This window comes from Pantoea sp. KPR_PJ, from assembly GCF_041386365.1.
Classification (GTDB): Bacteria; Pseudomonadota; Gammaproteobacteria; order Enterobacterales; family Enterobacteriaceae; genus Pantoea.
Map to the genome: position 1 here is coordinate 106892 of NZ_JABMIK010000009.1, position 23679 is coordinate 130570.

The following is a 23679-nucleotide window of genomic DNA, read 5'->3' on the forward strand; positions in this document are numbered from 1 at the left end:
TATGGAGCGTATGATTATGTCACTGGAGCCGTGTGCGCTACCCGAATAACGATTAGATGCCACTTACCAGGACTTTTTTATGCGTATTGAAGAAGATTTAAAGCTGGGGTTTAAAGACGTTCTCATTCGCCCTAAACGCTCCACGCTGAAAAGCCGTTCTGACGTCGAACTGGAACGTCGCTTTACTTTTAAACATTCTGGCCTCAGCTGGAGCGGCGTGCCGGTTATCGCTGCAAATATGGATACCGTCGGTACTTTCAGCATGGCGCAGGCGTTAGCCAGCTTCGGTATCCTTACCGCTGTGCATAAGCACTACACCGTTGAAGAGTGGCGCGCCTTTATCCAGCGCTCGTCAGAGACGGTGCTGAACCATATTATGGTCTCAACGGGCACGTCGGATGCCGATCTGCAAAAGCTCACGGATATTCTGGCGCTCTCTGCCAGTCTGAAATTCATCTGTATTGACGTAGCGAACGGCTATTCTGAGCACTTCGTGACCTTTCTGCAACGCGCGCGCGCGCGATTCCCGGATCGCACCATCTGTGCAGGCAATGTTGTAACAGGCGAGATGGTAGAAGAACTGATCCTCTCCGGTGCCGATATCGTTAAGGTGGGCATTGGTCCAGGCTCGGTCTGCACCACGCGCGTAAAAACGGGAGTGGGCTATCCTCAGCTCTCTGCTGTCATTGAGTGCGCTGATGCCGCACACGGGCTGGGAGGTCAAATCGTCAGCGATGGCGGCTGTGCGGTGCCGGGTGATATTGCCAAGGCATTTGGAGGCGGTGCGGATTTTGTCATGCTGGGCGGCATGCTCGCTGCGCACGACGAATGTGAAGGAACCGTGGTAGAAGAGAACGGCGAACAGTTTATGCTGTTTTACGGGATGAGCTCTGAGTCGGCGATGAAGCGCCACGTTGGCGGTGTCGCACAGTATCGCGCAGCAGAGGGCAAAACGGTGAAGCTGCCACTGCGGGGACCGGTTGACGCAACCGCTCGCGACATTCTTGGCGGATTGCGCTCTGCCTGTACCTATGTTGGCGCAGAACGACTGAAAGAGCTAACCAAGCGAACCACTTTTATTCGCGTCGCCGAGCAGGAAAACCGCGTATTCAACCGTTAAGGCCTTGCTGACATCAGGGTGCGCAATGCACCCTAATGGATTACATTTCCCAGACCAAACACCGGCAGATAGAGCGCAATTACCAGCGTGCCGACAATGCCACCCGTTATCACCATCATCAGGGGTTCCAGCGAGGCGGCGAGTGCGTCGGCGAGCGAGAGCGTTTGTGCCTCATGCCATTCCGCCAGACGAGCCAGCATAAGGTCCAGTGCTCCAGACTCTTCTCCTACCTGTACCAGCTGTATACAGAGCGGTGTAAACAGCGCGTGATGCTGCATAGCCTGATACAGTGGCTCTCCCCGCGCAATATGCTGCTGAAGCTCACTGACAGTGTCGCGCCATAGCCGCGAGGTGAGGGTAACCTCAACCGCCTGCAGTCCTTGCAGCAAGGGAATACCGGCCTGCTGTGTCAGGTGTAAAATGGCATAAATTTGGCTGAGCTGGCTGCCGCGCCAAAGACGGGCGAGTAGCGGCAGACGCAGCAGCAATTGCTGCTCTCTCCGCTGCCATGCTGGCGAGCGTTGTCGCAGCGCACGGTAACCTGTGGCAGACAGCACAAGCAACAAAAGCAGCCAGTAACCCCAGTGCTCCAGAGCGGTTGAAAGCGCCATAACCGCCGCGGTAAAAGCAGGCAGTGGCGCATTGAACGAGGCGTAGATCGCAACAAACTCTGGCAGAACCAGCAACAGCATGCCTGCGCTGACCGCGACAGCAACCAACAGTATAAAGAGCGGATAACGCAGCGCTTTGATGACTTTCTTCCACAAATATTGCTGGCGGCTCTGCTGCTCGGCCAGCTGCGCGCAGCAGACGTCAAGCTGCCCGGTCAGTTCGCCAACCTGCATTAACGCGGCGAACAATGGCGGAAAGATCTGCGGCCACTGGTTTAACGCCCGGGAAAATGACATCCCGCTCAATACCCGCAGCCGTAGCGCATGCAGCAGTATCTGCCAGCCTGTGTGCGGATGGCCCTGCGACAACAGTTCAAGCCCCTGAGCCAGTGGCAAACCGGCTTTGAGCAGCGTGGCCAGCTGTCTGAAAAAGTCGATCTTGTGCTGCCATGTCCAGTCGCAAGCACGCCAGACTCTGCGGCGTTGCCAGCTCACCGGCAGCAGATTCTGTGCGGCCAGCTCGTCCAACAGGCTTTGTTGATCGACGGCCAGACTCTGGCCTTCATGCAGTAGCTGCTGGCTGTTTACCGCCTGCCAGCGGTAGAGACTAAGCCTGGACATCTTCGAAACCCGTGACGCGCTGCATCTCCTCTAGCGATGTCTCGCCACGGCTGACGGCTTCCAGTCCAGCGCTCAGTAACGTTTTCATCCCCTGCGATTTTGCCAGCGCCACCAGACTGTCGAGCGGCATCTCAGCGGCGATGGCATTTTGCAGCCTGCTGCTCACTGGCAATATTTCAAACAGCGCCAGCCGCCCGAAGTAGCCAGAAAAGCAGTGATCGCAGCCCGGCGCTCGCCAGGTTTGCAGCGTACCGGGCCAGATATCTGGCGGAAAGTGCGCTACCGCCTGCGCTGGCTGACGGCAGTGAGGGCATAGCCGCCTGACCAGTCGCTGAGCGACAATCAGACGCAGCGCCGGGCCCAGCAGGTAGCCCGGCATTCCCATCTGACGAAGCCGCGTCAGCGTTTCTGCCGTTGAGTTAGTGTGTAGCGTCGAGAGGACCAGATGGCCGGTTTGCGCCGCCTTAACCGCAATCTCCGCCGTTTCGGCATCTCGAATTTCGCCGACCATAATGACGTCAGGATCCTGGCGCAGCAGAGCACGCAGTACCCGGTTACAGTCCAGACCACACTTAGGGTTGATCTGCGTCTGATTAATGCCGGCCAGCGGGATTTCTACCGGATCCTCCACGCTGCTGATGTTGATGTCAGGTCGGTTGAGCCTGCTCAGGCAGCTGTAGAGCGTAAAGGTTTTACCACTGCCGGTGGGACCGGTCACCAGGATAAGCCCCTGCGGCTGTACCAGTGCGGCCTCCAGCAGCCTGAACTGCGCCGCTGGCAGCCCGAGCTTGTCCAGCGACAGTGCGCTCTCTTCACTTTGCAGCAGGCGAATGACCGCTTTCTCACCGTACTGCACGGGCAAGGTGGCCACACGGAAGGCGGCGAGGTGGCTGTCCAGCGACAGAGTAAACTGGCCATCCTGCGGTAAACGGCGTTCGGCAATATCCAGGCCGCCCAGAATCTTCAGCCTGGCTAACAGCGCGGCGGACGGTGCTTCTACTGCCGTAGTGAGCGGTTGCAGAACGCCGTCAATACGCAGCCGTATCCGCACGCCGTCGCGCTGGGGTTCAATATGGATATCTGAGGCTCGCCGCCGCAGTGCCTGTTGCAGCATCTGGTTGACCGCCTCGACAGCGGATTCAGGCAGAACGTCACGCGGTGGCGCTGCAGTCGCACTCTCGTGCAGACAAAGATCGATACGTGCCTGTGGCCAGCACTCAATCTCAATCTGGCACTGGCTGGCAAAACTCAGCGCTTCACTTAAGCCTTCAGGCACCGGCTCTGCCACCGCGACGCGCAGCAGCGTTGCATCGTGATGCAGCAACAGAGCCCGGTAACGCTGGCACAGGGTATGAATAGCGGATTCAGCCGTTGGCATTGTCAGCCCCTTTATCACCGAAGCGGAACTGTTCCAGGCAGTTGTCGCGCAGGCGTTCACTGCTGCTGGTGCAGCTGCGTTGCCATGTCAGGCTGCCGTCGACGCTGTCCCACACCGGCGTCATCTCAACGCTCAGCCCATTCAGACTCTCCTGACCAGTCAGGCTGATGACGCCATTCACGACGCTAAGCGCGGAAACATAGCGTGACCCTTTTGCTGTCGGGATTCCCTTCTCGCCAGCCTGACACTGCGCAGGCCCACCGTGTTCCATGGCACACAGCTCGACGGCGGTTTTATACGGCACCATGGTTTGCAGCATATCGGTGAGCGCCGCACGTTGCAGATAGTTTTGGTAAGCCGGTAAGCCGATAGCGCTGAGGATTGCCACGATCCCCACCACGATCATCAGTTCGATAAGCGTAAATCCCTGCTGATTTGTCATTACATCGCCTCCGTGTTGGATAAGAGGCAGCAGAGTAAAAAAGGGAAGCGCATAAACCCAGCGGCGAATCAGCCGTGTGGAAAAGGCGTCGCAATAAACGATCTGTATTGCAGCAGGAAAAGCAACGATATGGGAGCAGAAACGCAAGAATGCCGTGTGCAGCCACACGGCGTTTCAGGTTTACAGCGTGGTAAAGCGCATGGAGAGATCGAGTGCGCGAACGTGCTTGGTGAGAGCGCCAACCGAGACGTAGTCAACACCGGTTTGTGCAATTTGCGGCAGCGTCGCTTCTGTGACGTTGCCAGAAACCTCGAGCTGCGCGCGCCCCTGAGTGTGTGTTACGGCAGCGCGCATCTCATCGAGCGTGAAGTTATCCAGCATAATAATGTCGGCACCGGCCGCGAGTGCCTGATCCAGCTCATCCAGCGACTCTACCTCCACCTCAACCGGCACGTCCGGATGCAGCCAGAATGCTTTTTCCACCGCCTGGCGAATTGAACCACTGGCAATGATATGGTTTTCTTTAATTAAGAAGGCATCGGAGAGTCCAAGGCGATGGTTTGCGCCGCCGCCGCATAGCACAGCATATTTCAGCGCCGTGCGCAGTCCCGGCAGAGTTTTGCGCGTATCCAGCAACTGTGTGTTGCTGCCTTCCAGCAGTTTTACATAGCGGCTGGTTTCGGTTGCCACGCCTGACAAAGTCTGAACAAAATTGAGCGCCGTGCGTTCGGCGGTCAGCAGGCAGCGAGAGGGGCCGTCCAGCGTAAACAGCTGCTGATCGGGCATCACCTTATCGCCGTCTTCCACCTGCCAGCTTAGCGTAACGTGGCCGCCCAGCTGATTAAATACCTCTTCCACCCAGCGTTTACCACAGAAAACACCCGCCTCGCGCGTAATGACCTGAGCATGCGCCTGGCTCTCTTCAGGAAGCAGCTGCGCAGTGATGTCACGGTCAGCATCGATCTCACCGCCGAGATCCTCCTGCAAGGCGCGCGCGACGGCGGCGGGGATATCCTGTTCAATACGCGCAATCAGCATCTTGCGACGGCTGTCGACATCATAACGACGAGTTGGCATAACGATTTCGCTCCTGAAGACCTGAACAAAGAGGAAGCCACAATAGACGTAAATAAGGCGTTTCGCCAGCTGAAATGACCGTTTTGTTTAGTATCCTTAACTCAATGGCTAGCCTGAGCAGCCCTCAGGGCATTAACCTGCAAAAAATTGTCATAAATCATGCTATTCTCAGCCCGACTTCGCTAAGGAAAAACCGGCATGAAACTGGAACAGGGCTGGCTGACTGACACGCGTCAGGTGCCGTCACCGCATTTTAATCAACGACCCAATGACGAGGCCCCCTCGCTGCTGGTCATCCACAATATCAGCCTGCCGCCCGGCGAATTTGGCGGGCCATGGATCGATCGGCTTTTTACCGGCACATTGCCGCCCGATGCGCATCCTTATTTTGCTGATATTGCCCATCTGCAAGTCGCTGCGCACTGTCTCATCCGGCGTGATGGTGAGATCGTCCAGTATGTCTCTTTTGATAACCGCGCCTGGCATGCCGGCGTTTCCTGCTACCAGGGGCGTGAAAACTGTAATGACTTTTCTATTGGCATTGAATTAGAGGGGACGGACGAGCTGCCTTACAGCGAGGCGCAGTATCAGGCGCTGGCCACCGTCACGCAGCTGCTTTTACAGCACTATCCCTTAACGCCTTCCCGCATTACCGGACACAGCGATATTGCCCCGGCACGCAAGAGCGATCCTGGGCCCGCTTTTGACTGGCAGCACTATCAGCGGCTACTGGCGCAGACTTCATTTTGACTTTCCCGGAGTGGGTATGACGTTGTTTTCCTTGTTACTGGTTTTAGGTTGGGAACGCCTGTTTAAGCTGGGCGAGCACTGGCAGCTCGATCATCGTCTGGAGCCGCTGTTCCGACGCCGACGCCACTTTTCACTGCTGCGCACGCTGCTGATGACCCTGCTGGCGATGGCGATAACGGCGCTGCTGATCTGGAGCATGAAGGGCATTCTGTTTGGCGTCGCACAGCTGCTGCTGTGGATTCTTATCGGTTTGCTCTGCATCGGTGCCGGTTCGGTACGTCTGCACTATCACGCCTATCTGAAAGCAGCAAGCCGCGATGAGGTGGCGGCCCATCAGGCGATGGCGGCAGAGCTGACCTTAATCCACGGCGTGCCGGTGGAGTGCAGCGAGCGCGAATTCCTGCGGGAGCTGCAAAATGCACTGATCTGGATTAACTTCCGCTACTATCTGGCGCCGCTGTTCTGGTTTGTAGTGGGCGGACCTTACGGACCGGTGCTGCTGGTCGGATATGCCTTTCTGCGCGCGTGGCAGAGCTGGCTGGCAAAACACCATACGCCGCTTGAGCGTGCACAGTCAGGCGTTGACAGCCTGCTGCACGTGATTGACTGGATCCCGGCGCGGCTGGCTGGCGTAGCCTATGCACTGCTGGGTCACGGTGAGAAGGCGCTGCCAGCCTGGTTTGCTGCGCTGACCGATCGCCACCGCTCGCAATATCAGGTGCTGACCAGCCTGGCGCAGTTCTCACTGGAACGCGATCCGCATCTGGATAAGGTTGAAACGCCACGCATTGCGGTAGCGCTGGCAAAGCGCATCTCGCTGGTGCTGGTGGTGGTGGTGGCGCTGCTGACCATTTACGGGACGCTGGTGTAATCCGCAGGCGGCACGCCAAAGTCGGGCGTGCCGTCATCGCGCCAGCCAAAGTTTTTCAGCCGTGTATGACGGTTAGGATCCCACAGCGGATCGCCTTCAATCTCCGTGTAGCTGCGCGCGTGATAGACCAGTAAATCCCCACCTTTTTCATCCTGCGTAAAACAGTTGTGTCCCGGCCCGTACTGATGATTATCCCAGTTTGACGTAAACACCGGCCGCGCCGATTTGTGCCAGTTATCGGGATTGAGCAGATCCTGATGGCCGTCGACTGACAGCAGCCCCATGCAGTAGTTTTCATCCGTCGCGCTGGCGGAGTAAGTGACGAACAGTCGATCGCCATGCTTAATCACCGCGGGTCCTTCATTGACGCTGAAGCCTGCACACTCCCACTCAAACTCGGGGCGACTTAACATGACCGGCGTGCTTTTCAGCGTCCAGGGATTGAGCAGCTCTGCCAGATAGAGATTTGAATTCCCCGGAATGGCGGGATCTTTTTGCGCCCACAGATACCAGTTTTTGCCCTGATGTACGAAGTGGGTTGCGTCCAGCGCGAAGCTGTCAAACTGGCTAAAGACGCGGCGCGGAGCCTGCCAGCGTCCGCTCAGCGGATCGGCGTTATCACATACCAGCGCGTACATACGATGCTGGAACAGGCCATCTTTGATATCGCGCGTTGGCGCGGCAGCGAAATAGATGATCCACTGGTTGTCGATGCGGTGCAACTCAGGTGCCCAGATCAGCTCACTACAGGGGCCAGTGTCCGGCTTACGCCACACCACCACCGGCTCGGCCCGACGCAAATCCATTAGCGTGCTGGCACGACGCAGCTCCAGCCGGTCATAGTCGGGCACGGAAGCGATAAAGTAATAGTGCTGTTCATGGCGCAGAATAAAGGGATCCGCTCGCTGCGTAATAAATGGGTTCAGCCAGGGTGTGGTCATTTTGCTTCTCCGGGTTGGGTCACCATATCGTCGTGCTGAGGCCTGTCATGCCGTTCGCGAAAGTGAGCGCGGCGCAGGGCAAGATCGTGCTGGATGGTCTGCATCAGCGTGCGGTCGACCTTCAGCAGGCGCACTACGCCAGCGGTAATCAGATAGCCGACGCCAGGGATCACGGTAAACAGCAGCATAATGCCGTTGACCGCCTGTGAAGACTGCTGCTTCGCACCCGCGTCATAGCCGTAAAGCGAGAGTAGAAAGCCAACCATTGCGCCTGCCACTGCCAGCCCGACCTTGAGGAAGAACAGGTTGCCTGAAAAGCTGATGCCGGTAATACGCTTACCGGTTTTCCATTCGCCATAGTCATCAACGTCAGCCATCAGAGACCAGTGCAGCGGTGAGGGAATCTGATGCAACAGGTTCAGCAGGAAATAGGCGACGATGACCGCCAGGGTTGCGTGCGGATCGATCCAGTAAAAGCCACAGGAGAAGAGCGCCAGCGCGATATTGGTCCAGAAGAAGACTTTCAGCTTGCACCAGCGATCGGTGAGCAGTTTCGCCAGCGTGCTGCCAGCCATCATGCCCACCACGCCGAGACTGATAAACAGCGTGGCAAAATGGGTTGTCTGACCCATCACCCAGGTGACGTAATACAGGGTGGCGGCCATACGAATAAAGCCGGGACAGACGTTGCAGAAGGTCAGTAGCAGAATGCGCACCCACTGATCGTTCTTCCACACGTCGCGCAGGTCGTTTTTTACATCACCATGGGTTGGTATGGCCGGGCGGATGCGCTCACGTACCGTGGCGAAGCAGAACAGAAACATAAGCAGGCCAGTCAGCGCCAGCACGCTCATCGCCAGCTGGTAGCCGCGTGCCTTATCTTCGCCGCCGAACCATTCGGCCATCGGAAGCAGCGACAGCGAGAGGATCAGCGTGGCGATACCGACCATCACAAAGCGGTAAGACTGACAGGAGACGCGCTCGCCGGGATCGCTGGTGATGACGCCGCCGAGTGAGCAGTAGGGAATGTTGATAGCGGTATAGGTCAGCGACATCAGAAAATAGGTGCCAAACGCCCAGATAACCTTGTTGCCATAGCTCCAGTCCGGCGTGGTAAACATCAGCACGCTGAACAGGACATAGGGCACGGATACCCAGAGCAGCCAGGGACGAAAGCGTCCCCAGCGGCTTTGCGTGCGATCGGCAATCGCGCCCATAATCGGATCGGTCACCGCATCCAGCACGCGTACTGACAGCAGCAGCGTGCCGACCAGTGCGGGGGTAAGGCCAAACACATCTGTGTAGAAATAGTTAAGAAACAACATGATGGCCCCGCCAATCATGTTACAGCCGGCATCGCCCATGCCGTAGCCGAGCTTCTCTCTGAACGTAAGCGCTGTGGGCTTCATAGACGTCTCCTGCCAATCATGACGCCAGTGATTATTGGCGCAGAGTGCAGAAGCGATGCAGCAACAAACAGTGAAAGAGATGGACAAAACGCGCGGGGGGGAAAAAGTGTGAGCTGGCACGTGTCTGCATGCGTGCCAGAGGGAAAACAGAATTAGCTGGACAGTGAGCCTGTATTATTACCTTCCACCAGATCGCCTACCCAGCTACCGAGTAAACTGCCTAAATAACCCAGCAGGCTGCTTGTGGCTTTTGAAATAAACCCTGACAGGAGGGGTAGAGGCACCAGCCCACCAATGGCTGTGCCAACGAAAGATCCAGCCATTTGGCCCAAACCCGTAGTGATATCTTTAATCACGCCGCAACCGCTAACCGCCAGAACTTCATCCAGGTTGAGTTCACGCATGACAATTTCTCCTTTGTTAATAAGCGAAAACCAATCTTATCTGCGAAATAAAGGAGAAAAATAGCAATGCGGCCATTTAAGGGGGTGCGCGAAAGATGACGCGCACCAGAAGACATTAATTTTTTGCCGTATTTTTACTTTTGCGTAAAACGGCATAGCCGATAGCCAGAACGATCAGCCAGACCGGGATCAGCCAGACGGAAATCGCCATACCTGGCGTCATCGCCATGATGACCAGAATTCCCGCAAGGAAAGCCAGGCAGAGCCAGTTGCCGAACGGGTAGAGCAGGGCTTTAAAGCGCGTGGTGACGCCCTGCTGATCTTTCTTACGGCGGAACTTCAGGTGCGCCAGGCTAATCATCGCCCAGTTGATCACCAGGGCCGAGACCACCAGCGACATCAGCAGGCCAAAAGCTTCCCCTGGCATCAGGTAGTTAATCAGTACGCAGAAGGCGGTTGCGACGGCAGAGACCAGAATTGTGGCGACGGGCACGCCGCGACGGTCTACCTTCAGCAAAGCTTTCGGCGCGTTGCCCTGCTGTGCCAGGCCGAAGAGCATGCGGCTGTTACAGTAGACGCAGCTGTTATAAACAGAGAGCGCAGCAGTCAGGATCACAACATTGAGCGCATTCGCAACCAGCGCATCGCCCAGCTCATGAAAAATCAGTACGAACGGGCTGGTTTCTTCGGTAACGCGCGTCCAGGGCATCAGCGACAGTAGCACTGCCAGCGAACCGATATAGAAAATCAGAATACGGTAGATAACCTGGTTAGTAGCTTTCGGGATGCTCTGCTCTGGATTATCGGCTTCCGCAGCGGTAATGCCTACCAGCTCAAGGCCACCAAAAGAGAACATAATGATCGCCATCATCATGATCAGGCCGCTGAAGCCGTTCGGCAAAAAGCCTCCCTGTGCCCAGAGGTTGGTCACGGTCGCCTGTGGGCCGCCGGTGCCGCTGAACAGCAACCAGCCGCCGAACAGGATCATGCCAATAACCGCAACCACTTTTACAATTGAAAACCAGAACTCCATCTCACCATAGACTTTGACATTGGTCAGGTTGATGGCGTTGATTAAGACGAAGAACACGGCAGCGGTGGCCCAGGTAGGAATATCTGGCCACCAGAACTGAACATATTTGCCCACGGCGGTCAGTTCGGCCATGGCAACCAGTACATAGAGTACCCAGTAGTTCCAGCCTGACGCAAAGCCAGCAAAATTGCCCCAGTACTTATAGGCGAAGTGGCTAAAGCTGCCCGCGACCGGCTCTTCAACCACCATTTCACCCAGCTGACGCATGATCAGGAAGGCAATAAAACCCGCGATAGCATATCCCAGAATAACGGCTGGGCCAGCGGCTTTAATGACGGATGCGCTGCCCAGAAACAGGCCGGTGCCCACCGCACCACCCAGCGCGATTAGCTGAATATGGCGGTTTTTAAGCCCGCGCTTCAGCGTATCGCCGTGCTGTTGTTCCATACAAACCTCATGTTGTTTTAATTCTTCTTTTGCAGCACCGTTGGCTGGCAGGAAGTGGTTACAATAACGTATTGAATTATTTACGGTATCAGGCGCACTGTATGCAGGCGGATGCTACCCTGGCGACAAGAATAGTGATATGCGATGCGCTTTGCACCTGCTTTCTCTTTATGTGCTGGGAGATGACTGAAAAATCCTCGTCATCGTCACACTGCCGCCTGGGCTTTTTTGCCATGAATCTCCATGGATGACGAATAACATTGCCTTATAGCTGGGGGCGGGTTTCCGGTTAATTCAGTGTAAGGTTTGGTAAAAGCGTCGGTATTTAACATCTCATTTACCTCAAAATTTCTTTTTTCAGCGCACACTTATCCCTTCTTTACCCCCAGTCAGCCCAGGTTTGTGACCGGGGTCGTATAGACACAAGGTGAATACTTTGTTACTTTACGGCCAACTTTTTTCAATTGGTATTACCAATTTACTTCGGACAGCCGCTTGATAAGAAGGGAAGATGGCTTACAGTAAGATTCGCCAACCCAAGCTCTCTGATGCCATTGAGCAGCAGCTGGAATCTCTGATCATGGAAGGGACGCTACGTCCTGGTGAGAAACTGCTGCCCGAGCGCGAACTCGCCAAACAGTTTGATGTCTCACGTCCATCCCTTCGCGAAGCCATCCAGCGCCTTGAAGCGAAAGGTCTGCTGCTGCGCCGTCAGGGCGGGGGCACTTTCGTCCAGCAGCATCTCTGGCAAAGCCTGAGCGATCCGCTCGTCAATCTGCTCACCAGGCACCCGGAATCCCAGTTCGATCTGCTGGAAACGCGTCATGCGCTAGAGGGCATTGCAGCCTATTATGCGGCGCTGCGCGGCACCGAAGAGGACATCGAGCGTATCCGCCACTGCCATGTGCAGATACAGCAGGCACAGGACAGCGGCGATCTCGATGCGGAAGCCGATGCAGTGATGCAGTATCAGATCGCTGTCACAGAGGCGGCGCATAATGTGGTACTGCTGCATTTGCTGCGTTCGATGGGACCGGTATTGAAACAAAACGTTCGACAGAATTTTGAATTGCTTTACTCACGCCGGGAAATGCTGGCGAAAGTGAGCGGTCACCGCGCCAGTATTTTCGAGGCGATTGTGGCGCGTGAGCCTGAACAGGCGCGCGAGGCTTCGCATCGTCACCTGGCGTTCATAGAGGAAATCTTGCTGGACAGAAATCGGGAGCAGACTCGTCGTGAACGCTCCCTGCGTCGTTTACAGCAACGTAAGGAATAACGCGCGGCAAAGAACGTGCGGACATCAACGATGGGCCTGTCTCCTTGTGCGTTGGCAACAGAGTACAGGGAGACAGGCTCCAGACAATTCAACGTATTAGACACAGATAAGGAATACCCCCCATGTCAGAACGTTTACAGAATGACGTGGATCCGATCGAAACTCGTGACTGGCTACAGGCGATCGAATCGGTCATCCGTGAAGAAGGTGTTGAGCGTGCACAGTATCTGATTGACCAGGTGCTGAGCGCAGCCCGCAAAGGCGGCGTAAAAGTAGCGGCAGGCGGCAACGCTGTTAGCAACTACATCAACTCTATTGCCGTTGAAGACGAGCCGGAATATCCGGGCAACACGTCTCTGGAGCGTCGTATCCGTTCCGCAATCCGCTGGAATGCCATCGTATCGGTACTGCGCGCGTCGAAAAAAGATCTGGAGCTGGGCGGCCATCTCTCTTCCTTCCAGTCTTCTGCGACCATTTATGAAGTGTGCTTTAACCACTTCTTCCGCGCGCGTAGCGACAAAGACGGCGGCGATCTGGTCTACTTCCAGGGACATATCTCTCCTGGCATTTATTCCCGTGCGTTCCTCGAAGGTCGTCTGACTGAAGAGCAGATGAATAACTTCCGTCAGGAAGTACACGGCAACGGCCTGTCATCTTACCCGCACCCGAAACTGATGCCGGACTTCTGGCAGTTCCCGACCGTTTCGATGGGCCTGGGACCGTTGAACGCCATTTATCAGGCGAAATTCCTGAAGTATCTGGAACACCGCGGCCTGAAAGATACGTCTAACCAGACCGTTTACGCCTTCCTCGGCGATGGCGAGATGGACGAGCCGGAATCCAAAGGAGCGATCACTATCGCAACCCGTGAGAAGCTGGATAACCTGGTCTTCATCATCAACTGTAACCTCCAGCGTCTGGACGGCCCGGTAACCGGCAACGGCAAGATCATCAACGAACTGGAAGGCATCTTTGCGGGTGCTGGCTGGAACGTGATCAAAGTGATCTGGGGCGGACGCTGGGACGAGCTGCTGAAGAAAGATACCAGCGGCAAGCTGATCCAGCTGATGAATGAAACCGTCGACGGCGACTATCAGACCTTTAAATCCCGCGATGGCGCTTACGTGCGCGAGCACTTCTTCGGTAAATATCCGGAGACGGCAGAGCTGGTGAAAGAGTGGTCCGACGAAGAGATTTTCGCACTGAACCGTGGCGGTCACGATCCGAAGAAAATCTACGCGGCACTGAAGAAAGCGCAGGAAACCAAAGGTCAGCCGACGCTGATTCTGGCACATACCATCAAAGGTTATGGTATGGGCGACACCGCGGAAGGCAAAAACATCGCGCACCAGGTCAAGAAGATGAACATGGATGGCGTTCGCTACATCCGCGATCGCTTCAACGTGCCGGTGGCTGACGACAAGATCGAAGAGCTGCCGTATGTGACCTTCGAGAAAGGTTCCGAAGAGTACAACTACCTGCACGGCCAGCGCGAGAAGCTGGGCGGATACCTGCCGACGCGTCAGGCGGAATTTACTGAAAAACTGGAAATGCCGAAGCTGGAAGAGTTCAAAGCGCTGCTGGAAGAGCAGAGCAAAGAGATCTCAACCACCATCGCCTTCGTGCGTGCCCTGAACGTGATGCTGAAAAACAAGTCGATCAAAGATCGTCTGGTGCCGATCCTTGCGGACGAAGCCCGTACCTTTGGTATGGAAGGTCTGTTCCGTCAGATTGGTATCTACAGCCCGAACGGCCAGCAGTACACCCCGCAGGACCGTGAGCAGGTTGCTTACTATAAAGAAGATGAGAAAGGCCAGATTCTGCAGGAAGGGATCAACGAGCTGGGCGCAGGTTCCTCCTGGCTGGCGGCGGCGACCTCTTACAGCACCAACAACCTGCCGATGATTCCGTTCTATATCTACTACTCTATGTTCGGTTTCCAGCGTATCGGCGACCTGATGTGGCTGGCAGGCGATCAGCAGGCACGCGGCTTCCTGGTCGGTGGTACGTCTGGCCGTACCACACTGAACGGCGAAGGTTTGCAGCATGAAGATGGCCATAGCCATATTCAGTCACTGACCATTCCGAACTGCATTTCTTACGATCCGGCATACGCCTACGAAGTCGCGGTCATCATGCATGACGGCCTGGTGCGCATGTACGGCGAAGCGCAGGAAAATATTTACTACTACATCACTACGCTGAACGAAAACTACCACATGCCAGCGATGCCGGAAGGTGCCGAAGAGGGTATCCGTAAAGGTATCTACAAGCTGGAAACCGTGGAAGGCAGCAAAGGTAAAGTGCAGCTGCTGGGCTCAGGTTCAATCCTGCGTCACGTGCGTGAAGCGGCGCAGATCCTGGCAAAAGATTACGGTATCGGTTCTGACGTCTACAGCGTTACCTCGTTCACTGAACTGGCTCGCGATGGCCAGGACTGCGAGCGCTGGAACATGCTGCATCCGACGGAAGAAGCACGCGTGCCGTACATTGCTCAGGTGATGAACGATGCGCCAGCGGTGGCATCAACTGACTACATGAAGCTGTTCGCTGAACAGGTTCGCAGCTACGTTCCGGCCAGCGACTACCGCGTGCTGGGCACTGACGGCTTCGGCCGCTCTGACAGCCGCGAAAACCTGCGTCACCACTTTGAAGTTGACTCTTCCTATGTGGTGGTTGCGGCGCTGGGCGAACTGGCTAAACGTGGCGAAATCGACAAGAAAGTCGTAGCGGATGCTATCGCTAAGTTCGACATCGATGCCGATAAAGTTAACCCGCGTCTGGCTTAAGAGGTAAAAGAGTAATGGCTACTGAAATTAAGGTACCGGATATCGGGTCTGATGAGGTTGAAGTCACCGAGATCCTGGTGAAGGTTGGCGACAAGGTAGAAGCTGAACAGTCGCTGATCACTGTAGAAGGTGATAAAGCCTCTATGGAAGTTCCTTCGCCGCAGGCAGGCGTGGTGAAAGAGATCAAAATTGCGACCGGCGACAAAGTCGAAACCGGCTCGCTGATCATGATGTTTGACGCAGAAGGTGCAGCAGACGCTGCGCCCGCGGCGGAAGAGAAGAAAGCCGAAGCCGCTCCGGCGCCGGCCACCACGGCAACCGCAGCAAAAGACGTTAACGTGCCGGACATCGGCGGCGACGAAGTTGAAGTCACTGAGATTCTGGTGAAGGTTGGCGACAAAATCGAAGCCGAGCAGTCACTGATCGTGGTGGAAGGTGACAAGGCGTCTATGGAAGTGCCTGCGCCGTTTGCGGGCACCGTAAAAGAGATCAAAATTGAGACCGGCGCGAAAGTCAGCACCGGCTCGCTGATTATGGTCTTTGACGCAGAAGGTGCAGCACCTGCTGCCGCTCCGAAGCCAGCGATGAAAGAGGAAGCAACCTCTGCACCGGCTGCGGCCGCAGGCGCGAAAGAGGTCAACGTCCCGGATATCGGCGGCGACGAGGTTGAAGTGACCGAAGTGCTGGTGAAGGTTGGCGATAAAGTTGAAGCTGAGCAGTCACTTATTGTGGTTGAAGGCGATAAAGCGTCTATGGAAGTTCCTGCACCGTTCGCGGGTACCGTCAAAGAGCTGAAAGTCGCTACCGGTGACAAAGTAAGCACTGGCTCGCTGATCATGGTGTTCGAAGTGGAAGGCGCGGCGAAAGCCGAAGCGCCGAAGCAGGAAGCGGCACCCGCGCAGGCTCCGGCAAAAGCTGAAGCACCTGCTGCACCGTCAGCGCCGAAAGCGGACGCAAAAAGCGACTTTGCTGAGAATGATGCTTACGTGCACGCCACGCCGGTTATCCGTCGTCTGGCGCGCGAATTTGGCGTTAACCTGGCGAAGGTGAAGGGCACGGGCCGTAAAGGCCGCATCCTGAAAGAAGACGTCCAGAGCTACGTGAAAGACGCGGTGAAACGTGCTGAAGCGGCTCCGGCTGCTGCGGCCAGCGGCGGAAGCCTGCCAGGCCTGCTGCCATGGCCAAAAGTTGACTTCAGTAAGTTCGGTGAAGTGGAAGAAGTGGAACTGGGCCGCATCCAGAAGATCTCAGGCGCGAACCTGAGTCGTAACTGGGTGGTTATCCCGCACGTTACCCATTTCGACAAAACCGATATCACCGATCTGGAAGCGTTCCGTAAGCAGCAGAATGCTGAAGCTGAGAAGCGCAAGCTGGATGTGAAGTACACCCCGGTAGTGTTCATCATGAAAGCTGTTGCTGCCGCGCTGGAGCAGATGCCACGCTTCAACAGCTCGCTGTCGGAAGATGCGCAGCGCCTGACGCTGAAGAAATACATCAACATCGGTGTGGCGGTTGATACGCCAAATGGTCTGGTGGTTCCGGTCTTTAAGGACGTGAACAAGAAAGGCATCACTGAGCTCTCTCGTGAGCTGATGGCGACCTCGAAGAAAGCCCGTGACGGTAAGCTGACCGCCAGCGATATGCAGGGCGGCTGCTTTACCATCTCCAGCCTTGGCGGCCTCGGCACCACGCATTTTGCGCCGATCGTCAACGCGCCGGAAGTGGCTATTCTTGGCGTTTCTAAATCTGCGATGGAGCCGGTCTGGAACGGTAAAGAGTTTGTCCCGCGTCTGATGATGCCTATTTCTCTTTCCTTCGACCACCGCGTGATCGACGGTGCGGACGGTGCACGTTTCATTACCATTATCGGTAATATGCTGTCTGACATTCGCCGTCTGGTGATGTAAGCGCAATCGGGGCCGGCATTTGCCGGCCTTGTTGTAAAGATTCGTGGCACCGTGGTTTGCAGTTTTTTAACAATTCTGTAAACTCTTGCGGTGAAAAATGTCCCGGTGGAGCAAAGGACATCGTGAGCCTGTTTCGTCAGGCGTAACTGGCGCAGTCAGTTGTTGACGCCCAGCGCGCAATACCCGCAGCGTACTGAAGATACGCGAGGCGTCGCGCACTGCCCGGATGCAAGTGGCCGACCAGCCTGATGAGAAGCGCTCTACGTCTGACCCGCCGGATCACAACTAAGAGGTCATGATGAGTACAGAGATTAAAACCCAGGTCGTGGTACTTGGGGCTGGTCCTGCAGGTTACTCTGCAGCCTTCCGTTGCGCTGATTTAGGTCTGGAAACCGTACTGGTAGAGCGTTACAGCACCCTGGGTGGTGTCTGTCTGAACGTGGGCTGTATCCCGTCAAAAGCGCTGCTGCACGTTGCCAAGGTCATCGAAGAGGCGAAAGCCCTGGAAGAGCACGGCATCGTGTTTGGCAAGCCGTCCACCGACATCAACAAAGTTCGCACCTGGAAAGAGAAAGTCATCAACCAGCTGACCGGCGGTCTCGCAGGTATGGCGAAAGGTCGTAAAGTTAAAGTGGTTAACGGCCTGGGCAAATTCACCGGTGCAAATACTCTGGTTGTGGAAGGGGAAGGCGGCGCGACCACCATCAACTTCGATAACGCTATTATCGCGGCCGGTTCTCGTCCGATTACGCTACCGTTTATCCCACACGACGACCCGCGCGTCTGGGACTCTACCGATGCGCTGGAGCTGAAAGAAGTGCCAGAGCGTATGCTGGTTATGGGCGGCGGCATTATCGGTCTGGAAATGGGCACCGTTTACCACGCGCTGGGTTCGCAGATTGACGTGGTTGAGATGTTTGACCAGGTTATCCCGGCAGCCGATAAAGATGTGGTGAAAGTTTTCACCAAGCGCATTGCGAAGCAGTTCAATCTGATGCTGGAAACCAAAGTGACAGCCGTAGAAGCCAAAGAAGATGGTATCTATGTCACGATGGAAGGCAAAAAAGCCCCTGCTGAACCGCAGCGTTACGACGCCGTACTGGTGGCGATCGGTCGCGTGCCGAATGGTAAAGGTCTGGACGCGGGCAAAGCGGGCGTGGAAGTGGACGATCGCGGCTTTATCCGTGTCGACAAGCAAATGCGCACAAACGTGCCGCACATCTACGCTATCGGCGATATCGTCGGTCAGCCGATGCTGGCGCATAAAGGCGTGCATGAAGGCCACGTTGCCGCTGAAGTCATCGCGGGTATGAAGCACTACTTCGACCCGAAAGTGATCCCGTCAATTGCCTATACCGAGCCAGAAGTGGCATGGGTGGGTCTGACCGAGAAAGAAGCGAAAGAGAAAGGCATCAGCTACGAGGTGTCTACCTTCCCGTGGGCGGCTTCAGGCCGCGCTATCGCTTCTGACTGCGCAGACGGTATGACCAAACTGATTTTCGACAAAGAGACGCATCGCGTTATCGGCGGCGCGGTTGTTGGTACCAACGGCGGTGAGCTGCTGGGCGAAATCGGTCTGGCAATCGAGATGGGCTGTGATGCAGAAGATATCGCGCTGACCATTCACGCGCACCCGACCCTGCATGAGTCGGTTGGCCTGGCGGCTGAAATCTTCGAAGGTAGCATTACCGACCTGCCGAACCCGAAAGCGAAGAAAAAGTAAGCGTCTTTGCTGAAGAAAAGCTCCCGACATGGGGGCTTTTTTTTCGCCTTGTGATTGCTGGTTCGCTTGGGTAAAGTTTGGGCTATCAGGCTGGTAGAATTAATGATGCTGGAAAAGGTGTTATTAATCAGTGATATGTTTTTAGAGTGTTCCCCGCGCGAGCGGGGATAAACCGGCCGCTAATGACGGCTTTGCTAAATTCCGCAAGTGTTCCCCGCGCGAGCGGGGATGAACCGTAGATGGCAGATGAGTTGTCCGCACAGAACGAGTGTTCCCCGCGCAAGCAGGGGGGCAACCGCGAGTGTTGCCGAGGCGCGTAGTGAAGAAAAAGTGTTCCCCGCGCGAGCGAGGCTGTACTGCTCGCGCTCAGTTCTTTCATGAAACCACGCCGGTGTTTCTTGCATGTACGGGGATTAACTACGGCGGCAGCTGGCAAAGGCGTTTGCAAACATGCATCCCACCTGTTTGCGGGGATAAATGCTCTCATACCGAATCTCACAGACAAGAGAGGGCAGACGGTAGCCATTGGCGCAGGGCAGCGACTGGCGCGCTGCAGCTCAGATAATTATTATTTCCTCATCAGCGTAAAGAGGAAAAATAATGCAGTCAGAACAACGTTAATCATCTGCATATCTAAGGAGAGACAGAGATGAATAAATATGTCATTTTTTTCAAAGATACGACGTGTCAGATAATAAAAAAAGATTTGATCAATCGTGAACTCATTAAAGGTATGAGAAGGCGAGGGTATAAAAAGCATCCTGTTGAGGTTGAAGCAGAAAGTGAAAAAGAGGCAAGGGTCAAATTTAATGATTTCAGCCGTGACTCGCTTAACGTTCTAAAAGATTTTTCTGATAATTGGCTTTTTTGTACGTTAATTGTCGTTGCCATGGCTCTTTTATTTATTATTCGTTACTGGTAAGAGGGAGGCGACAAGCGATTAGCACTAAGTGGAGAAAGCGTATCTTTCATCTTTAGTAAATGCTTATCCAGCCTGCCCGGTTCGTTATCCGTTAAGGGTTGCTGCGGACGTGAGAGTATTTACCTGTGGGTTATCTGAAGCAGAAACCATAACCAAACCTGTTGATAGCCCGCTGACGGTACGGCTGAAAGTTATGTCTTGTCATGAAGGAACGCTGGTTTTAACTATAGATTGTCCACCTTGCGGCCGTCTAAAAACTGCGCGCAAACCACCTCATTTTCCCCTGTTAATTATGTTGTGTTTTTGTAAACAGATTAACAAACAGCCCGAACCCTGATATGCTGCCCCACGCGGAACCGGGCACCTTACCCTACTCATGGAATGCTTAGCATCGGGGTGCACCGGAAACCCATACAATGAGAGCGAGGAGAACGTCGTGCTAGTAGAATACCGTAAGCACGTTGCCGAGCGTGCTGCCCAGGGGATCGTACCTAAGCCGTTAGATGCTTCCCAGATGGCCGCGCTGGTTGAACTGCTGAAAAACCCGCCAGCGGGTGAAGAAGAATTCCTGACCGATCTGTTGGTCAACCGTGTCCCACCCGGCGTTGATGAAGCCGCCTACGTAAAAGCGGGTTTTCTTGCCGCGGTCGCCAAAGGCGAAACGACCTCTCCTCTGGTATCCCCTGAAAAAGCGATTGAACTGCTGGGCACGATGCAGGGCGGTTACAACATTCATCCGTTGATCGATGCGCTGGACGACGCAAAGCTGGCTCCTGTTGCCGCTAAAGCGCTGTCGCACACGCTGCTGATGTTTGACAGCTTCTACGACGTTGAAGAAAAAGCGAAAGCAGGTAATCCTCATGCGCAGCAGGTAATGCAGTCCTGGGCGGATGCAGAGTGGTATCTGTCGCGTCCCGAGCTGGCTGAAAAAATTACCGTTACCGTGTTCAAAGTGACCGGCGAGACCAACACCGATGATCTCTCTCCGGCACCGGATGCCTGGTCACGCCCGGATATCCCACTGCACGCGCTGGCCATGCTGAAGAACGCCCGTGAGGGCATCGATCCTGATGAGCCGGGCAACGTTGGCCCGATCAAACAGATTGAAGCGTTACAGGCGAAAGGCTATCCGCTGGCCTATGTGGGTGACGTCGTCGGCACCGGCTCTTCTCGTAAGTCGGCAACCAACTCCGTTCTGTGGTTTATGGGTGATGACATCCCGAACGTGCCGAACAAAAAAGGCGGTGGCCTGGTACTGGGCAGCAAAATCGCACCGATCTTCTTTAACACCATGGAAGATGCGGGCGCACTGCCGATTGAAGTGGACGTAGGTGAGCTGAACATGGGCGACGTTATCGACGTCTACCCTTATAAAGGCGAAGTCCGCAACCATGAAACCGGCGAGCTGCTGGCCAGCTTCGCACTGAAAACCGACGTGCTGATTGATGAAGTCCGCGCCGGTGGCCGTATCCCGCTGATCATCGGCCGCGGCCTGACCAGCAAAGCGCGTGAATCTTTAGGCCTGCCGCACAGCAACGTGTTCCGCCAGGCGAAGGATGCCGAAGAAAGCACGCGCGGCTACTCGCTGGCGCAGAAGATGGTCGGTCGCGCCTGTGGCGTTGACGGTATCCGTCCAGGGGCTTACTGCGAACCGAAAATGACCTCTGTGGGGTCGCAGGACACCACCGGTCCGATGACGCGTGATGAGCTGAAAGATCTGGCGTGCCTCGGCTTCTCCGCCGATCTGGTGATGCAGTCATTCTGCCACACCGCCGCCTATCCGAAGCCGGTCGACGTTAACACGCACCACACGCTGCCGGACTTCATTATGAACCGCGGCGGCGTTTCGCTGCGTCCGGGCGACGGCGTTATCCACTCCTGGCTGAACCGCATGCTGCTGCCGGACACCGTCGGCACCGGCGGTGACTCGCACACCCGTTTCCCGATCGGCATCTCATTCCCGGCCGGTTCTGGCCTGGTTGCGTTTGCGGCAGCGACCGGCGTCATGCCGCTCGACATGCCGGAATCCGTGCTGGTGCGCTTTAAGGGCAAAATGCAGCCGGGCATCACCCTGCGCGATCTGGTGCACGCCATCCCGCTGTACGCCATCAAACAGGGCCTGCTGACCGTTGAGAAGAAAGGCAAAAAGAACATCTTCTCTGGCCGCATCCTGGAGATCGAAGGTCTGCCGGATCTGAAAGTCGAGCAGGCATTTGAACTGACCGATGCGTCTGCTGAGCGCTCGGCGGCGGGCTGCACCATCAAGCTGGATAAAGCGCCGATTATCGAATATCTCAACTCCAACATCGTGCTGCTGAAGTGGATGATCGCGGAAGGCTACGGCGATCCCCGTACGCTGGAGCGTCGTATCCAGGGCATGGAAAAATGGCTGGCGGATCCACAGCTGCTGGAAGCGGACGCTGACGCGGAATACGCTGCCGTGATCGAGATCGATCTGGCTGAGATCAAAGAGCCGATCCTCTGCGCACCGAACGATCCGGACGATGCGCGCCTGCTCTCTGACGTGCAGGGTGAGAAGATCGATGAAGTGTTTATCGGTTCGTGCATGACCAATATCGGTCACTTCCGTGCGGCAGGTAAACTGCTCGACAGCCACAAAGGCCAGCTGCCGACCCGCCTGTGGGTTGCGCCGCCGACCAAAATGGATGCGGCTCAGTTGACCGAAGAGGGCTACTACAGCGTCTTTGGCAAGAGCGGTGCGCGTATTGAGATCCCGGGCTGTTCGCTCTGCATGGGTAACCAGGCACGCGTACAGGATGGTGCGACGGTGGTCTCCACCTCAACCCGTAACTTCCCGAACCGTCTCGGCACCGGTGCGAACGTCTATCTGGCATCAGCGGAGCTGGCTGCGGTCGCTTCGCTGTTAGGTAAGCTGCCAACGCCGGACGAGTATCAGCAGTTTATGGTGCAGGTGGATAAAACCGCCAGCGACACCTACCGTTACCTCAACTTCGATCAGCTGACTCAGTACACTGACAAAGCAGACAATGTGATTTTCCAGACAGCCGTCTGAGGTCACCACTGAAATCATCAGGGGCGATTAATCGCCCCTTTTTCTTTTGCTTGTTCCCCGTAATAATGTCGGCCCGATCCCACTTTAGCGTTGATGATGCGCACAAGATGTTGCTGTGCGGATTTACACGCGTCATTAACTAATGAGTTAGCCCATGGAATATGAATTTTTACGCGATCTCACCGGTCAGGTGAAAGTACGCATGTCGATGGATCACGAAGCGGTGGGCCACTGGTTCAACGACGAGGTGAAAGAAAATCTGGCGCTGCTGGATGAGGTTGAAGCCGCCATGCGCGGTGTTAAGGGAAGTGAGCGCAGCTGGCAGCGTATTGGTCATGAATATACGCTGTGGATGGATGACGAAGAGGTGATGATCCGCGCCAATCATCTTGCGCTGGAAGATGACGGTCTTGAAGAGGGTATGAATTACTACGACGAAGAGAGCCTGTCGTTTTGCGGCGTAGAAGATTTTTTGGCCGTTATGAACGCCTATCGCCTGTTCCTGCAGGGGCGCTGAATCAGCGCTGATACCTCCCCGATTTATCGTTTCTGCATTGAAGCCCTTCACGTTGACGCTGCTTTCACTCTGTCATCCTGCCAGACGATAATCGCCTTGTGAGCCAGAGGGGCGGCACATCATAAAGAGAGGCGCAGCAGCGTTTCACCGATCATGGTGAAAGCGACAATAACTGTCGCGGTATCGGGCCGATACGGCCTCCCGCACTTCAGGCGGTGCATTGCCACGGTATTGGGCAGGTGCGCCCCCGCACTTCAGACGGTGCATTGCCACGGCATCGGGCAGGTGCGCCCCGGCGCTTCAGGCGGCGTATCAGCGGGCAGTGTTACCCGCTACAGGCCGCGCTGTTCGGGGTCTCAATGCGCGGCGTCATATGTGGCAAACAAGGGCGAGATGCAGATGACTTT

18 protein-coding genes are annotated in these 23679 nt (G+C 55.7%); 10 read left to right on the forward strand and 8 right to left on the reverse strand.

The genetic code is table 11. The features are described from left to right. Nucleotides 1-79: 79 nt before the first annotated feature. Nucleotides 80-1120, forward strand: coding sequence for a GMP reductase (locus HP564_RS17330; protein ID WP_371245074.1), 1041 nt, complete (start codon nucleotides 80-82; stop codon nucleotides 1118-1120). Nucleotides 1121-1152: 32 nt separating this feature from the next. Here the strand turns inward: HP564_RS17330 and hofC are convergent, their stop codons facing one another. The 4 genes from hofC to nadC all read right to left on the reverse strand — a co-directional run bounded on the left by hofC (nucleotide 1153) and on the right by nadC (nucleotide 5249). Beyond that, on the reverse strand, nucleotides 1153-2352 hold the full coding sequence (gene hofC, locus HP564_RS17335) for a protein transport protein HofC (protein ID WP_371245075.1): 1200 nt from the start codon (nucleotides 2350-2352) through the stop codon (nucleotides 1153-1155). Next, on the reverse strand, nucleotides 2339-3730 hold the full coding sequence (gene gspE / locus HP564_RS17340) for a type II secretion system protein GspE (RefSeq protein ID WP_371245076.1): 1392 nt from the start codon (nucleotides 3728-3730) through the stop codon (nucleotides 2339-2341). The genes hofC and gspE overlap by 14 nt, the downstream gene beginning before the upstream one ends. Continuing rightward, nucleotides 3717-4172 (reverse strand): prepilin peptidase-dependent pilin, encoded by a 456-nt coding sequence (ppdD, locus tag HP564_RS17345; protein ID WP_371245077.1) that lies wholly within the window; start codon nucleotides 4170-4172, stop codon nucleotides 3717-3719. Before ppdD ends, gspE begins: the two co-directional genes overlap by 14 nt. A 180-nt stretch (nucleotides 4173-4352) precedes the next feature. Beyond that, entirely contained in the window at nucleotides 4353-5249 is an 897-nt protein-coding gene (gene nadC / locus HP564_RS17350; protein ID WP_371245078.1) for a carboxylating nicotinate-nucleotide diphosphorylase, read from the reverse strand. Between the two features lie 198 nt (nucleotides 5250-5447). On the opposite strand from nadC, the gene ampD reads away from it, so the two are divergent. Together ampD and ampE are read left to right on the forward strand one after the other, a co-directional pair. After that, nucleotides 5448-5999 carry a 1,6-anhydro-N-acetylmuramyl-L-alanine amidase AmpD gene (ampD, locus tag HP564_RS17355; protein ID WP_371245079.1) on the forward strand — a complete coding sequence of 184 codons (552 nt, stop codon included), beginning with the start codon at nucleotides 5448-5450 and terminating at the stop codon, nucleotides 5997-5999. A gap of 16 nt (nucleotides 6000-6015) precedes the next feature. Beyond that, a complete protein-coding gene (gene ampE / locus HP564_RS17360; protein ID WP_371245080.1) occupies nucleotides 6016-6870 on the forward strand; it encodes a beta-lactamase regulator AmpE in 855 nt (284 codons plus the stop codon). On the opposite strand, the gene HP564_RS17365 is transcribed toward ampE, so the two are convergent. From HP564_RS17365 to aroP, 4 genes are all read right to left on the reverse strand, one after another. Beyond that, nucleotides 6852-7811, reverse strand: coding sequence for a family 43 glycosylhydrolase (locus HP564_RS17365; RefSeq protein WP_371245081.1), 960 nt, complete (start codon nucleotides 7809-7811; stop codon nucleotides 6852-6854). The two genes, ampE and HP564_RS17365, sit on opposite strands and share 19 nt — an antisense overlap. Then, nucleotides 7808-9220, reverse strand: coding sequence for a glycoside-pentoside-hexuronide (GPH):cation symporter (locus tag HP564_RS17370; RefSeq protein ID WP_371245082.1), 1413 nt, complete (start codon nucleotides 9218-9220; stop codon nucleotides 7808-7810). The genes HP564_RS17365 and HP564_RS17370 overlap by 4 nt, the downstream gene beginning before the upstream one ends. A gap of 152 nt (nucleotides 9221-9372) precedes the next feature. Next, entirely contained in the window at nucleotides 9373-9624 is a 252-nt protein-coding gene (locus HP564_RS17375; protein WP_371245083.1) for a hypothetical protein, read from the reverse strand. A gap of 115 nt (nucleotides 9625-9739) precedes the next feature. Then, nucleotides 9740-11104: an aromatic amino acid transporter AroP gene (aroP, locus tag HP564_RS17380; RefSeq protein ID WP_371245084.1), complete on the reverse strand. Its 1365-nt coding sequence runs from the start codon at nucleotides 11102-11104 to the stop codon at nucleotides 9740-9742. A 511-nt stretch (nucleotides 11105-11615) separates the two neighbouring features. Here aroP and pdhR point away from each other — a divergent pair. From pdhR to yacL, 7 genes are all read left to right on the forward strand, one after another. Then, nucleotides 11616-12380, forward strand: coding sequence for a pyruvate dehydrogenase complex transcriptional repressor PdhR (gene pdhR / locus HP564_RS17385; protein WP_371245085.1), 765 nt, complete (start codon nucleotides 11616-11618; stop codon nucleotides 12378-12380). A gap of 122 nt (nucleotides 12381-12502) precedes the next feature. Further along, nucleotides 12503-15169, forward strand: a complete 2667-nt coding sequence (gene aceE / locus HP564_RS17390; RefSeq protein WP_371245086.1) for a pyruvate dehydrogenase (acetyl-transferring), homodimeric type — start codon at nucleotides 12503-12505, stop codon at nucleotides 15167-15169. Between the two features lie 14 nt (nucleotides 15170-15183). Continuing rightward, on the forward strand, nucleotides 15184-17076 hold the full coding sequence (gene aceF / locus HP564_RS17395) for a pyruvate dehydrogenase complex dihydrolipoyllysine-residue acetyltransferase (RefSeq protein WP_371245087.1): 1893 nt from the start codon (nucleotides 15184-15186) through the stop codon (nucleotides 17074-17076). Between the two features lie 298 nt (nucleotides 17077-17374). Continuing rightward, nucleotides 17375-18799: a dihydrolipoyl dehydrogenase gene (gene lpdA, locus HP564_RS17400; protein ID WP_371245088.1), complete on the forward strand. Its 1425-nt coding sequence runs from the start codon at nucleotides 17375-17377 to the stop codon at nucleotides 18797-18799. Nucleotides 18800-19448: 649 nt separating this feature from the next. Beyond that, nucleotides 19449-19721, forward strand: coding sequence for a hypothetical protein (locus tag HP564_RS17405; protein ID WP_371245089.1), 273 nt, complete (start codon nucleotides 19449-19451; stop codon nucleotides 19719-19721). 436 nt (nucleotides 19722-20157) lie between these two features. Then, nucleotides 20158-22755, forward strand: a complete 2598-nt coding sequence (gene acnB, locus HP564_RS17410) for a bifunctional aconitate hydratase 2/2-methylisocitrate dehydratase (RefSeq protein ID WP_371245090.1) — start codon at nucleotides 20158-20160, stop codon at nucleotides 22753-22755. Between the two features lie 154 nt (nucleotides 22756-22909). Beyond that, nucleotides 22910-23272, forward strand: coding sequence for a protein YacL (gene yacL, locus HP564_RS17415; RefSeq protein ID WP_371245091.1), 363 nt, complete (start codon nucleotides 22910-22912; stop codon nucleotides 23270-23272). The last annotated feature ends 407 nt before the right edge of the window (nucleotides 23273-23679 follow it).

Excerpts from the sequence above, each read along its gene's own strand:
- aroP (WP_371245084.1), bottom strand. The coding sequence starts at position 11,104 with ATGGAACAACAGCACGGCGATACGCTGAAGCGCGGGCTTAAAAACCGC.
- yacL (WP_371245091.1), top strand. The coding sequence starts at position 22,910 with ATGGAATATGAATTTTTACGCGATCTCACCGGTCAGGTGAAAGTACGC.
- HP564_RS17330 (WP_371245074.1), top strand. The coding sequence starts at position 80 with ATGCGTATTGAAGAAGATTTAAAGCTGGGGTTTAAAGACGTTCTCATT.
- aceF (WP_371245087.1), top strand. The coding sequence starts at position 15,184 with ATGGCTACTGAAATTAAGGTACCGGATATCGGGTCTGATGAGGTTGAA.
- nadC (WP_371245078.1), bottom strand. The coding sequence starts at position 5,249 with ATGCCAACTCGTCGTTATGATGTCGACAGCCGTCGCAAGATGCTGATT.
- HP564_RS17370 (WP_371245082.1), bottom strand. The coding sequence starts at position 9,220 with ATGAAGCCCACAGCGCTTACGTTCAGAGAGAAGCTCGGCTACGGCATG.
- ampE (WP_371245080.1), top strand. The coding sequence starts at position 6,016 with ATGACGTTGTTTTCCTTGTTACTGGTTTTAGGTTGGGAACGCCTGTTT.
- ppdD (WP_371245077.1), bottom strand. The coding sequence starts at position 4,172 with ATGACAAATCAGCAGGGATTTACGCTTATCGAACTGATGATCGTGGTG.
- HP564_RS17375 (WP_371245083.1), bottom strand. The coding sequence starts at position 9,624 with ATGCGTGAACTCAACCTGGATGAAGTTCTGGCGGTTAGCGGTTGCGGC.
- HP564_RS17365 (WP_371245081.1), bottom strand. The coding sequence starts at position 7,811 with ATGACCACACCCTGGCTGAACCCATTTATTACGCAGCGAGCGGATCCC.
- aceE (WP_371245086.1), top strand. The coding sequence starts at position 12,503 with ATGTCAGAACGTTTACAGAATGACGTGGATCCGATCGAAACTCGTGAC.
- hofC (WP_371245075.1), bottom strand. The coding sequence starts at position 2,352 with ATGTCCAGGCTTAGTCTCTACCGCTGGCAGGCGGTAAACAGCCAGCAG.
- lpdA (WP_371245088.1), top strand. The coding sequence starts at position 17,375 with ATGAGTACAGAGATTAAAACCCAGGTCGTGGTACTTGGGGCTGGTCCT.
- ampD (WP_371245079.1), top strand. The coding sequence starts at position 5,448 with ATGAAACTGGAACAGGGCTGGCTGACTGACACGCGTCAGGTGCCGTCA.
- gspE (WP_371245076.1), bottom strand. The coding sequence starts at position 3,730 with ATGCCAACGGCTGAATCCGCTATTCATACCCTGTGCCAGCGTTACCGG.
- HP564_RS17405 (WP_371245089.1), top strand. The coding sequence starts at position 19,449 with ATGAATAAATATGTCATTTTTTTCAAAGATACGACGTGTCAGATAATA.
- pdhR (WP_371245085.1), top strand. The coding sequence starts at position 11,616 with ATGGCTTACAGTAAGATTCGCCAACCCAAGCTCTCTGATGCCATTGAG.